General features: G+C 29.0%; 14 protein-coding genes. 3 read left to right on the top strand and 11 right to left on the bottom strand.

Going from position 1 to position 11,535, the window contains the following annotated elements; genetic code table 11:
- Positions 1-13 precede the first annotated feature (13 nt).
- Both ribH and I0K12_RS00350 read right to left on the bottom strand, forming a co-directional pair.
- Entirely contained in the window at positions 14-499 is a 486-nt protein-coding gene (ribH, locus tag I0K12_RS00345) for a 6,7-dimethyl-8-ribityllumazine synthase (protein ID WP_196884914.1), read from the bottom strand.
- 6 nt (positions 500-505) lie between these two features.
- The gene (locus I0K12_RS00350; RefSeq protein WP_196884915.1) at positions 506-1,282 is read right to left on the bottom strand and encodes a tetratricopeptide repeat protein; all 777 of its coding nucleotides are present in this window, start codon (positions 1,280-1,282) and stop codon (positions 506-508) included.
- A 115-nt stretch (positions 1,283-1,397) separates the two neighbouring features.
- Between I0K12_RS00350 and recF the strand changes: the two genes are divergently transcribed.
- Positions 1,398-2,477, top strand: a complete 1,080-nt coding sequence (gene recF, locus I0K12_RS00355) for a DNA replication/repair protein RecF (protein WP_196884916.1) — start codon at positions 1,398-1,400, stop codon at positions 2,475-2,477.
- Positions 2,478-2,544: 67 nt separating this feature from the next.
- The gene (locus I0K12_RS00360; RefSeq protein WP_196884917.1) at positions 2,545-2,841 is read left to right on the top strand and encodes a DUF721 domain-containing protein; all 297 of its coding nucleotides are present in this window, start codon (positions 2,545-2,547) and stop codon (positions 2,839-2,841) included.
- On the opposite strand, the gene I0K12_RS00365 is transcribed toward I0K12_RS00360, so the two are convergent.
- The 4 genes from I0K12_RS00365 to I0K12_RS00380 form a co-directional block, all read right to left on the bottom strand.
- Complete coding sequence (locus I0K12_RS00365) at positions 2,833-3,381, bottom strand: hypothetical protein (protein WP_196884918.1); 549 nt, start codon at positions 3,379-3,381, stop codon at positions 2,833-2,835. The two genes, I0K12_RS00360 and I0K12_RS00365, sit on opposite strands and share 9 nt — an antisense overlap.
- Before the next feature lie 5 nt (positions 3,382-3,386).
- A complete protein-coding gene (locus I0K12_RS00370) occupies positions 3,387-5,138 on the bottom strand; it encodes a hypothetical protein (RefSeq protein ID WP_196884919.1) in 1,752 nt (583 codons plus the stop codon).
- A gap of 141 nt (positions 5,139-5,279) precedes the next feature.
- Entirely contained in the window at positions 5,280-5,642 is a 363-nt protein-coding gene (locus I0K12_RS00375; RefSeq protein ID WP_317194401.1) for a sulfite exporter TauE/SafE family protein, read from the bottom strand.
- A gap of 12 nt (positions 5,643-5,654) precedes the next feature.
- Positions 5,655-6,578, bottom strand: coding sequence for a lytic transglycosylase domain-containing protein (locus tag I0K12_RS00380; RefSeq protein ID WP_196884921.1), 924 nt, complete (start codon positions 6,576-6,578; stop codon positions 5,655-5,657).
- A gap of 253 nt (positions 6,579-6,831) precedes the next feature.
- Here I0K12_RS00380 and I0K12_RS00385 point away from each other — a divergent pair, with 253 nt between their 5' ends.
- On the top strand, positions 6,832-7,251 hold the full coding sequence (locus I0K12_RS00385) for a GNAT family N-acetyltransferase (RefSeq protein WP_196884922.1): 420 nt from the start codon (positions 6,832-6,834) through the stop codon (positions 7,249-7,251).
- On the opposite strand, the gene I0K12_RS00390 is transcribed toward I0K12_RS00385, so the two are convergent.
- The 5 genes from I0K12_RS00390 to I0K12_RS00410 form a co-directional block, all read right to left on the bottom strand.
- The gene (locus I0K12_RS00390) at positions 7,240-7,965 is read right to left on the bottom strand and encodes a LytR/AlgR family response regulator transcription factor (protein WP_196884923.1); all 726 of its coding nucleotides are present in this window, start codon (positions 7,963-7,965) and stop codon (positions 7,240-7,242) included. The two genes, I0K12_RS00385 and I0K12_RS00390, sit on opposite strands and share 12 nt — an antisense overlap.
- Positions 7,962-8,933: a sensor histidine kinase gene (locus tag I0K12_RS00395; protein ID WP_196884924.1), complete on the bottom strand. Its 972-nt coding sequence runs from the start codon at positions 8,931-8,933 to the stop codon at positions 7,962-7,964. Before I0K12_RS00395 ends, I0K12_RS00390 begins: the two co-directional genes overlap by 4 nt.
- A gap of 103 nt (positions 8,934-9,036) precedes the next feature.
- A complete protein-coding gene (locus I0K12_RS00400) occupies positions 9,037-9,354 on the bottom strand; it encodes a DUF4907 domain-containing protein (protein ID WP_196884925.1) in 318 nt (105 codons plus the stop codon).
- Positions 9,355-9,478: 124 nt separating this feature from the next.
- On the bottom strand, positions 9,479-10,462 hold the full coding sequence (locus I0K12_RS00405; RefSeq protein ID WP_196885579.1) for a Kelch repeat-containing protein: 984 nt from the start codon (positions 10,460-10,462) through the stop codon (positions 9,479-9,481).
- Positions 10,463-10,483: 21 nt separating this feature from the next.
- Positions 10,484-11,344 (bottom strand): DUF6268 family outer membrane beta-barrel protein, encoded by an 861-nt coding sequence (locus I0K12_RS00410; protein ID WP_196884926.1) that lies wholly within the window; start codon positions 11,342-11,344, stop codon positions 10,484-10,486.
- Positions 11,345-11,535 lie beyond the last annotated feature (191 nt).

Genomic DNA, 11,535 nt, shown 5'->3' on the forward strand with positions numbered 1-11,535 from the left:
AATCTGTTAAAGTTTACTCAGTTTCGCGCTTTAAAACTGCCATTTTGATAGCTGCCACAGCACATTCGATACCTTTGTTTCCGAATTTACCTCCAGAACGATCGATTGATTGTTGCTTTGTATTGTCTGTTAATACACAGAAAATAACTGGAATATCTTGTTGTACATTTAAATCTTTGATTCCTTGTGTCACTCCGTCACATACAAAGTCAAAATGTTTTGTCTCTCCTTGGATTACATTTCCGATAGCAATTACAGCATCTAATTCCTGTGTTCCTACCATTCTAGTACATCCGTAGATTAACTCGTAACTTCCAGGTACGTTCCAACGAATAATATTTTCATCTGTTGCTCCGTGCTCTTTTAAAGTGTCAATTGCTCCCTGACAAAGGTTTTCTGTGATATCTGAATTCCATTCAGAAACAACAATCCCAAATCGATAGTTATTCAAATTTGGGATTGCTGATTTATCATATTTTGATAAATTTTCTGTTGCCATTATATATTATTTTTGTGCAAATTTTGCTTTATTTATATATAACTCAATATCTTTTCCTTCGTTAGAAGATGGATATTTATTTTTAATTTCTGTGAAATACTTTTCTGCTTTAGCGTATTCTTTTAAATCCATTGCTGTCAATGCAGCTTTGTATAAGAATAATGGAGTAGAGAATTCGTTAACTTTTAATTTAGCCGCTTTTTCGTAGTAAGAAAGTGCTTCTGATAATTGCTCTAAATTTGCGAAAGAATCTCCGATAGCTCCAATTGCTGAAGGTGCAACAATCTCATCATCTGCTTTAAAAGCATCTAAATATTGAATTGCTTTTTGGTAATCTTTCATTTTTAAATAAGAAGCTCCTGCATAAAAGTTTGCTAAGTTTCCAGCTTTTGTTCCAGAATACTCAGTAGCTACATCTAAGAAACCTAATTTTCCATCAGCTCCTGTTAATCCTAAATTTAATAAAGAATCATTTGCAACTTCATTTGCTGTTGCTTCTGTAAAATATTGTTTTGGGAAAGCTAATTCGTTTGCAGCCTCTGTTTCATTTGGAGATGAAACAAATTTTTGATATCCTAAATATCCTAAGACACAAACAACGACAACACCAATTGTTCCATAAATAGCCTTCTGATTCTTCATGATAAACTCCTCTGATTTATTAGCAGTTTCGTCTAAAGTATCAAAAACCTCAGCTGTTGTACTGTGTTCTTCGATTTCTGGTTGCTCTTGTTCAACAACTACTTTTTTCTCCTTACTTGGTTTTTTTTTGTACGTTGCCATATGTTATTTTTAATTTAGTAAGCGCAAAAGTAGCTTTTTTAATTGAAAAGTAAAAACACATTATTATCAAAATTATTAATAATTTGCGATTTATTTTAAGATAGGGAATTTGTTTATGTATTTACAAAAATTAACATTGTTTAATTTTAAGAATTTTGAATCAGAAACTTTTGAGTTTGAATCAAAAATAAATTGTTTTGTTGGGAATAATGGTGTTGGAAAAACAAATGTACTGGATGCGATTTATTATCTATCCTTTGCTAAAAGTTATTTTAACCCTATTGCTTCTCAAAATATTCGTCATCATCAGGATTTTTTCATGATTGAAGGAGATTATTTTATGGATGACCATTCGGACAAAATTATTTGTAGCTTAAAAAAAGGACAAAAGAAAATATTAAAGAAAAATGGCAAGAACTACGATAAATTTTCAGAACATATTGGTTCTATTCCATTGGTTATTATTTCGCCAGCAGACAGAGATTTGATTGTAGAAGGAAGCGAAAGCCGAAGAAAATTCATGGACGGAGTAATTTCTCAACTAGATAAACATTATCTTCAAACATTGATTTCTTATAATAAAGTAATTTCTCAGAGAAATGCTTTGCTAAAATATTTTGCTGCAAACAGAACATTCGATCCATTAAACCTAGAAATTTACAACGAACAACTCTGTGACTTAGGAAAGATTATTCATGAAAAAAGAACAAAATTCATGGAGGATTTCATTCCTATTTTCAAAAAATGGCAAGCAATTATTTCTGAAAATAAAGAAGAAGTTTCTCTGGTTTATAAATCAAAATTAAACGAAGAATCTTTAGAAACACTTTTAGAAAAATCTTTAGAAAAAGATCGAGTTCTTCAATATACAAGTGTTGGGATTCAAAGAGACGATTTATCTTTTGAAATTGATGGTTTTCCAATTAAGAAATTTGGTTCTCAAGGACAACAAAAAACATATTTGATTGCTTTAAAATTAGCACAATATGATTTTATCAAAGCACAAACAGAGCGTTTGCCAATCTTACTTTTAGATGATGTTTTTGATAAATTAGATGAAACTAGAGTACAGCAAATCGTAAATCTGGTAAATGATTCTAATTTTGGTCAAATTTTTATCAGCGATACACATTATGAAAGAACTGAAAAAGTAGTAAAAGAAACGAATCAATCCTATAAAATAATTCAATTATAATTCGTTACTTTGCATAATATTCCCTCTCCAATCTCGGAGAGGTTTTTCTTTTAAAATTCATTTCACCATGGCAAAAAGACAAAACGATTCTTATTCTATCAAAGATTTAATGGATGCTTTTATTAGCGAAAACAATCTTACAAGAGGTTTTGTAAAAATAAATGCGCAAGAAGCTTGGGTAAAAATCATGGGAAATGGTGTGAATTCCTACACAGAAAGAGTAGAACTTAAAGGAAAAACGCTTATCGTCCGTTTAACTTCTTCTGTTTTAAGAGAAGAACTTAGCCATGGTAAGCAAAAAATCATCGAAATGATGAATAGAGAACTTGGGAATAACTCGATTACAAATATTACTTTAAGGTAATTCTATCTTAAAGAATAAACTATCATTTATAATTTCTGGTTTATAAATCAATGTTTTCACCTTTCCAGTAGGTTTTACGTTTGTATCATTATGTTTATAAGTTGGAAACGATCTATAAATCTTTCCATTTTTCATCAAAATTGAATCATGTCCCATATAATCTGTTTCAGTAACAGGTGGAAATTTCACATATTCAACTTTTCTATTTCCCTGAATCCAAAATGGTAAGATTTGCTTATATGCTCCACTTCCTGCAGAATAAGTAACAAAATATAGAATTGTATCATTTCCTAAAGGACTACCGTAAATATTTTCAATTGGGTCTACTTCTTGATGAAAAATAATTGAATCCGTGTCTACTTTCGAAATTTCAAAATCACTTAAACTCATTGATTTTTTAATTTCACTAAACAAAAAACCTCTAAAAAAATTATCTTTTGTAATATATCTTTTCATAGTTTGTTTTTTAACATTCTGTTTTGGTTTATCCGTGCAAGAAAACAACATTCCTACAATAAATAATATCAATATTTTTCTCATCAGCTCTATATTTTAGTCAATCTTTCACAAAATTCTGGATATTCTACTTTTAATTTTTCTATTTGCGAATCGGATAATTTCAAATAAAATATTTTATCAAAACAAATCAAATTTATACCCAATCCTTTTATCGAATTTATGATCAAGCTTCGATATCCCATATCAAAATAATCTTCTTCTACTTTATTCAATCTCGAATATTTGATTCCATCTAACTCAAAAGAAAACAACGACTCTAACTCTTGATTTGTAAAAGTATCCAATATATGTTCTGGAAAATAATCTGTTCCTAAAAAATCAAAAAAACGAAGTACTTCTTCCTCGTAAGGTCTTTCCAAATCAGTCATTATTTCAGGAAAACAAAACATTGTATTTGGAAAGTAAGAAATAATTTCTTCCAAACTTGAAACAGTATTTTCAATACAATTCCGAATTCCCATTCGAATTTCATCTTTAGTCAATTGATCAAAAAAACCAATTTCTTCCAAAAGAATAATCCCTTTTTGCGTTTTTGATGGGGAAAAAACACGATCGAAACCTTCTCCTCCAATAAAATCAAAATGATTTTTATATTCCCAAAGCTCTAATAATTCTCTTTGTTTGTAATTTATAGAAAGAAAATAAAAATCTATTTGTTCTGTTTGCTGGTTGTAGTTTTGAGTCGCTAAGCAAAGTTCTTCTCTATTTTTTTCTTTTAAAAACTTATTTACTGGATCTAAAAACTGACTAAATAAATTCAATTTATAACCACCAGAATAGATAAAAACAGGAATTACAGTTCCATAAAAATGCCCATCAACTTTGAAATGAAAAACCAATTCGAAAGAATCTTCTTTTTCATTTCTAATTTTCACAGAATATTCTTCGATAATAAACCCATCTACAACTTTACTTAACTCTTTAAAAATCGTAAAATATTGATTAATCAAGACTTCTTTTTCGTAATAAACCGGACTACTCCACTTTAAAACATTTTCACAAGAATCTAAAACCTCAAAAATGGACTTCAATTTATTTTTCTTATAACTAGAAGACAAAGCAGCGTAAGTTTCTTCTGTCATGAATTTCTCTATCTTTAATCTTTTAAGTATTTCTTGTTGTTTTAAATATTCCGAACCATAATTTTCTTTTTCATTTAATTTTTTCGCAGCATAATCAATTACGGCAGATTCGATAAATAATTGTTCGTTATCTATATTAGATAAAACTTCATTTAAAACAGTATCATCAATCAAACCAATAATTTGTAAATCGAATAATGTTCTTGTAATTGTTTTTCCTAAAACACTCCTTTTTGGGTGAATAATATTGGTTTCATCAAGTTGAATTGAAGGAATTTCATCCAAAGAAAAAACCATTTCAACATCATAAGTTACTTCTTCATTTTCTATCTCAGCTTCAATTTTATAAGCTTTTGAATTAAAATATTTTTTCTCAAATTCTTTTTCAACATCAATAATATTCCCCTCTTCTCTTTTTTCCAACAAAGACTCATACATATTGAGCCCAGTTCGATATTCAAAATCATTTTGAAAAAAATTGACCAATAAATACAAGATTTTTGTCCTTGTTAGTAAATCTTCTTCTTTCAATTTTTCAATAAATAATTCTTTACCTTTTTTAGATAAAATTGCTGTATCACTTAACAATTCTACATAAAACAAAGCTTCTGATTTCTTTAAAAAAGATTTATTATTTTCAAATTCCATCATAACTCGATAGTATAAATATTCAATACTTAAGTTATGGATTTTCAAGCAATTATCTTAATTTTTATTAAAAAATTTTATAAATAAAAACCTGATAATCAGAATACTAAACAAAAAACAGGAAATCCTAAAGAATTTCCTGTTTTGCAAATTATATTTTTATATTTAGCGAACTTTAATGCAAAATTATCATTTACTAAAGATTAATTTTAAAGCAACTATAATCATAATCACACCAAAGATTTTTTTCAACATCGCTTGATTGATTACTAAAGCAATTTTTGACCCGAAAAATCCACCAATGATAAAAAAAGCTGCCACCACTGCTGCTATTTTCCAATCAATTGGTTCGCTTTTATGATAATTCATCACAGCAAGAATCGTAACAGGCGGAAGCATTACAGCCAAACTCATTCCCTGAGCATTGTGGTGCGTAAGTCCTAAAAAATAGGCAAACATCGGAACCATCAGAATTCCTCCACCAACACCAACTAATCCGCTTAGCATTCCTGCGCAAACTCCAATTAAAATCGCTAATAATAATGTTGTCATTTTCATTTATAATTATTGAGGTAATTTTATCGTGTATTTTTTTCTTGATTTATTGTTCAATTTACTCTGACGTAACCAAGGATTGTAGATTTTCAATTTCTTGTAATTCGTATTCATTTTAATTGCAAAATCAGCCAAACTAGTAATTGCAGTATCTACTTCTACTCTTTTAAACTCTGGATGTTTGTACAAATCTTCTTCTTCGTAACTAAACCCGTACTTGAAAGGATTTCCTAAAATTTCTTTTACAGCAATAATTCTAGGCACATAACGAGAAGTTTCGGAAACCAAAAGTAAATCGTAATAATTATCTACTTTCTGCGCTTTCATTCTTCTAGAAACTCCAGCATTTCCTGCATTATAAGCTGCTGCTGCCAATGTCCAAGAACCAAATCTTTCTTTTGATTTCAATAAATATTTACAAGCAGCTTCTGTAGATTTTTCGATATCGTATCTTTCATCCACATTATCATTGACTTCCAAACCAAGTTCTCTAGCAGTTTTTTTCATCAATTGCCAATAACCCTTTGCTCCTGCTGGCGAAGAAACATTCATCAAACCACTTTCAATTACAGCCAAATATTTAAAATCGTCTGGAACGCCGTGTTTTTTCAAAATTGGTTCTATAATTGGAAAATATTTTTCCGTTCTTTTGATTAAAAGAAGTCCGTTGGATTGCCAATAAGTATTTACCAAAAGCTCTCGATCAATTCTTTCTTTTACATCATGTTCTTCTAAAGGAACTTTTTCTCCTGCAAAATTCAAATCTGCTGGAATTTTCAGTGCTTTAATCTCATACAATTTACTTGTATTGATGTCTACCGTATCACGCTTTCCTACATATTCTTCTAGCTCATTTAACGGCTTACTATTGATAAGAGTAAGTGTCACACCTAACACCCCAATTATCCCGATATATTTTAATGATTTATTCATAACCCCTCATTTTTTACTTTACTTAAAATTATCAATTTCAAAATAAAATTGAAAGTTCCAATTTATTAAAATTTCCTTTAAATTCAAGGATTTACTCTAATAGTTTTTCATTTTTTTATTTCTATTTGATTTTAATTTTTTAAGCTTAATATTTAATAAAAACAACCTTACTTAACATAATTTTCAACGCGATAAAAGACATTTAATTATCAATAATCATTTATTTTTGAAAAAAATATTTTAAAAAAATCTGATGGAAATAAAAACTTGTAATAAATCTTCAATTCAAAAAATCGTAGACGGAATCAATAATTATAATCTTCAGCAAGTTGCTGCACTTGCTCCTACTTGGACACCTCTTGAATTTCATATGGAAAACGAAGAAAAAGAAATTATTGGTGGAGTTTTAGGTGGAATTGGTTATTGGAATGGTTTGGAAATTAAAATTCTTTGGGTAGAAGAAAATTATCGAAAAGAAGGAATTGGTTCAAAACTTTTAAAACATATTGAAAACATTGCCAAAGAAAAAGGCGCAACTATTTCAATGTTGGACACTTTTAATTTTCAAGCAAAAGATTTTTATTTGAAAAATGGCTATCAGATTTTTGGAGAAATTGATAATTTCCCTGAAGGTCATCAACGTGTTTATCTTTCTAAAAAACTAAATTCCTAATTTTTCAAAAACTTCCTCTTTGTAGGTTTCTCCTATCGGAATTCTTTGTTTTTCTATAATCACCTTTGATTTTTGAACTGAATTGATAAAATCAACATTTACGATATAAGAACGATGAATTCGTAGAAAATTTACAGGAAGTTTTTTCAATATTTCTTTAAAACTAGAAAGCGTTAAAATAGCTTTATCAGCATTTTTTAGATAAATTTTGATATAATCTTTTAAACCCTGAATATAAACAATCTCGGAAAGATTTATCTTAAGGTTTTCATATTCTGATTTTACAAAAATATATTCTGGTAATGAAGTTGTTTGGTTGTTTTGTACAGTATTTTGAGTGGAAATATTTTCTTGTTTGGCTTCAAATTTTTCTTTTGCTTTATTCACAGCTTTTAAAAACCTTGGAAAAGCAATTGGTTTCAACAAATAATCTGTTGCATTTAAATTAAAACCTTCCAAAGCGTATTCTGAATAAGCTGTTGTAAAAATCACCTGAACTTCGGAGTTTTGAAGAGATTTTACCATTTCTACTCCTGTCAGATTTGGCATTTCTATATCTAAAAATAACAAATCAACTTTGTTTGAATTTAAAAAAACAAAAGCATCTAGCGCATTATTAAATGTTTTAACAACTTCCAAAAATGGAATTTTTTCTGTAAAAGCTTCTATGATATCTACTGCCAATGGCTCATCATCAATAATCAAACATTTCATAGTTTCAGGTTTAAAATTAATTCAATTTGGTATGTTTTTTTGTCCGATTGTACTTTTAAATCATATTGTTTTGGATAAAGCAAATCTAATCTTTCTCGAGTATTCTTTAGACCTATTCCGTAACTTTCTTGCTTTTGATCTAACACTCCAATATTGTTTTCACAAAAGAAAAACAAACGTTCTTTTTCTATATAAACTCGAACATCTATTTTGGTTTCTCCAGCATTATTGGTTCCGTATTTAAAAGCATTTTCGACAAAAGAAATCAACATTAAAGGTTTTATTTTATAACTCGAATATTCACCTTCAATTTTCAGCTTTACATTTTCGTTATTTGCAATTCTTAGCTTTTGTAGCTCAAAATAATTTCGGATATAATCTAATTCCTTCTCTAAAGGAACAAACTCACTATCTGTTTGATACAACATATAGCGCATCAAATCGGAAAGTGTAATAATTGCTTCAGGAGCTTTGTCAGATTTTTTTACAGTAAGCGAATAAATACTATTTAAAGAATTGAATAAAAAATGTGGATTTATTTGATGTTTTAAAAACTCTAATTTATCAACTACTTTTTGTTTCTCTGCTTCTTTTTTTCGTTTTTCAGTTTGATTCCATTCTTCAAAAATACGATTGGAAACTCCAATAAAAATCAACAACATATTCATGATAAAAGTAATAGAATGTGTCAAAATTTTAGGAGGTCCTTTCCAGTCTTTCATTAATACTCCAAATTGTTCAGCTTTCATTAAAGATTCAAACCTTCTTGGAATTGGAAATATTTTTTCAAACAAAAAAGTAAAAGCAAAACATATAAAAAGAATGATAACGATATAACTCAACCATCTTTTATTCATCAGAATATATGGTACAAGAAAAAGGTAGTTTATATAATATAAAATAATATTGAAACCAATTCGGATAAAAATTCTGTAGGAAATACTTTCTGTAACATAGTATAACTGCATTATACTGGCCAGACTAAAAATTAACCATATCAAGACATGTCTTAAAACGACCTCGTTACTTTTGATGAATTTCCACATTTCTCTCACTTTAAATTTCTTTAAATTAATTACAATTTATATTAATTCCTAATCGAACTAATTCTTCTTTTGTAATGGTTGGGCTCTTTTTATTTTTAATTTTTTTCAAAACAGTTTCTGCAGTATTTTCTGCATCTTGCTTTGTTTCAAATGATTTTTTACAATCTATTACTGGAATATGTTCTTGTTTGATAAAAAGTTTTCCTTGTCGAATAATTTCATATCCATAACCTTGATTTTGTTGCGTTATGCTCAATTCAAACTCTTTCGTATTTTGATTGCAAGAGAAATACAAAATAACCATAAGAATTTTCAGAACTACAAACTTCATTATTTTTTTCATAAACAAAAGAATTAAAAAAACTCATCCACTTTCAAAAAACCATTTAGTATAATAATTATGAAAACAAAAGTGAATGAGTCGAATAATAAAACGAAATTATTTAATGAGAGTATTTCAATTGTAATTAATCTTCATCATCAAATTCTTCAAACGGAAACAGCTCGAAATTATCATCAAAATACAAAGAACCTGTTCTACCTAATAACACATAAGCTCTTCCGTTTATATTAAATCCTGAAGCATCTTGTCTAGAAACACCCTCAATAGCAGTTGTTTCTTCCCACGAATCATCTAAAGGATCGTATTGCCAAGTACTATAAAGAGCTCCTCCGTTATAACCTGTCGTAAAAAAACCATATCCACCAACAGACAGACCAACAGAGTTTGCTCTTAATATTGTATAACCATCATCAATATCTTCATCAATATCTTTCTTTTTTGTCCAAGTTTCAGAGTTTGGGTCAAACATCCAGAAATCTGTTTTATAAATCCCATTACTTACTCCTGTTCCTAAATAAATATTTCCATCTATCTCGAAAGTAGCAGCCGAACGTCTTTTTTCTCCACCAAAACCAACAATTTCAGTCCAAGTATCAGAGTTTGGATCATATTTCCAAAAATCTTTCTTATCGTTTGTTCCATCGTATCCTGTTCCTAAAAATCCTTTTCCGGCACCATCAAAAGCTACAGCAGATCTTCTTTGTCCACCACCAAAATCAGCCTTTTGTTCCCAAGAATTCGATCCTGGATTGTATTCCCAAAAATCACTTAACTCAACAGAATCATCATAACCAGTTCCGATATAACCTTTGTCATTTATAGCAAGACCAACAGCAGAACTTCTTGGTACTCCAGGAAAATCAGCTTTTTGCGCCCAATAATCCCCATCACTATTATATTCCCAAAAGTCACTTAAATAATCATCTCCATCATATCCTGTTCCGATATAACCTTTATTTCCTATGGTGAAACTTGCTGCACTACTTCTCGGAATTCCATCAAAAACAGATCTTTCCACCCAATTTCCGATTTCTGTATCATCTTCATCCGAACATCCTACAAAGGAAATTACCAACAGTAACATTCCTATTTTATAAATTAAATTCATCTTATTCATTATTATCTCTATTTATCGTGTGAAATTAAATTTGATTCCTGTTGAAAATGAAAAACCGTTTGTAGTATCAAAATTGTAAACCTCTTCTTTATCATCATCCAAAAGCGAATAATTATTCCAAAGTGTATAACCTGCTTTCCCAAAAATGGACCAAGATTTTGAAAGTTTATAATTATATTCCAAACCAAGAGTTCCTGTATTTAAAGCAATATCAGAAGCTTTTTTCCCTTCATATAAAAAAGGATTTGAAATATTTGCTTGCATTCCTGAAAGTTCTACTCCAAACTTTACATTTCTCTTTTTGTCAAAATTATATTTCAAATGCGTACTTGGTAAACCAAGTGTGTAAAGAAATTTTTCATTAACTTTCTTTGTATATCGAACTACTGGAACCAGCATTGGTTTTCCGAAACGAGCAGTATAAGCTACTCCTAAAGAAAGGTGTGAGAAAGCATTTTTTTTCCCTTTTCTTTTATGAAAAAAAAGACCTCCAGTAGGGAATAAATCAGAAGAAGTAACAGAACTTTCTAAAGTAGAACTCAAGGAAATCTTCGCATACGTATGAAAACTCCAAACATCTGAAAGCTTATGAAAATAATTTAAAGCATAAGAGAAATTATATACTTCTGACAATTCAGATTTATTAATCAGTATATTTTGATCGTAAGAAAAATCATAAACTTCTGCATCAATTCCATGAATGAAATAATTTTCTCCTACTTTTGTTGGAAGTTTTAATTTTAAACTTGATTTATTATAATCTACATCTCCTAAAGATTGTAAATCATAAGAAAACTTCATTAATTCCAAATCTTGTCCTACCACATTAAAACAAAGAAAAAGCATACATAAAACTGCTATTTTGTTTTTCATCTTAAATAATTTTGAAGCAAATGTATTTTTGAAACAGTCTACGCAAAAATCTAATAGATAAACCGTTGTTTTCTCTATACAAAAACTGGTTTTTCATCGACAAAAATCACCTTAAAACTTTATCGATAAATTATCCGTTTTCATCTATGTTTTCGGGGCGTATATATAACTTTTTATAGCTTCTTTTAAAA

The sequence above is a fragment of the Aureivirga sp. CE67 genome (assembly GCF_015767245.1).
Classification (GTDB): domain Bacteria; phylum Bacteroidota; class Bacteroidia; order Flavobacteriales; family Flavobacteriaceae; genus Aureivirga.

What these genes read in the sequence shown, in the direction of transcription:
- recF (WP_196884916.1), top strand. Translation starts at nt 1,398, where the DNA reads ATGTATTTACAAAAATTAACATTGTTTAATTTTAAGAATTTTGAATCA.
- ribH (WP_196884914.1), bottom strand. Translation starts at nt 499, where the DNA reads ATGGCAACAGAAAATTTATCAAAATATGATAAATCAGCAATCCCAAAT.
- I0K12_RS00380 (WP_196884921.1), bottom strand. Translation starts at nt 6,578, where the DNA reads ATGAATAAATCATTAAAATATATCGGGATAATTGGGGTGTTAGGTGTG.
- I0K12_RS00350 (WP_196884915.1), bottom strand. Translation starts at nt 1,282, where the DNA reads ATGGCAACGTACAAAAAAAAACCAAGTAAGGAGAAAAAAGTAGTTGTT.
- I0K12_RS00400 (WP_196884925.1), bottom strand. Translation starts at nt 9,354, where the DNA reads ATGAAAAAAATAATGAAGTTTGTAGTTCTGAAAATTCTTATGGTTATT.
- I0K12_RS00365 (WP_196884918.1), bottom strand. Translation starts at nt 3,381, where the DNA reads ATGAGAAAAATATTGATATTATTTATTGTAGGAATGTTGTTTTCTTGC.
- I0K12_RS00410 (WP_196884926.1), bottom strand. Translation starts at nt 11,344, where the DNA reads ATGAAAAACAAAATAGCAGTTTTATGTATGCTTTTTCTTTGTTTTAAT.
- I0K12_RS00395 (WP_196884924.1), bottom strand. Translation starts at nt 8,933, where the DNA reads ATGCAGTTATACTATGTTACAGAAAGTATTTCCTACAGAATTTTTATC.
- I0K12_RS00375 (WP_317194401.1), bottom strand. Translation starts at nt 5,642, where the DNA reads ATGACAACATTATTATTAGCGATTTTAATTGGAGTTTGCGCAGGAATG.
- I0K12_RS00390 (WP_196884923.1), bottom strand. Translation starts at nt 7,965, where the DNA reads ATGAAATGTTTGATTATTGATGATGAGCCATTGGCAGTAGATATCATA.
- I0K12_RS00360 (WP_196884917.1), top strand. Translation starts at nt 2,545, where the DNA reads ATGGCAAAAAGACAAAACGATTCTTATTCTATCAAAGATTTAATGGAT.
- I0K12_RS00385 (WP_196884922.1), top strand. Translation starts at nt 6,832, where the DNA reads ATGGAAATAAAAACTTGTAATAAATCTTCAATTCAAAAAATCGTAGAC.
- I0K12_RS00405 (WP_196885579.1), bottom strand. Translation starts at nt 10,462, where the DNA reads ATGAATTTAATTTATAAAATAGGAATGTTACTGTTGGTAATTTCCTTT.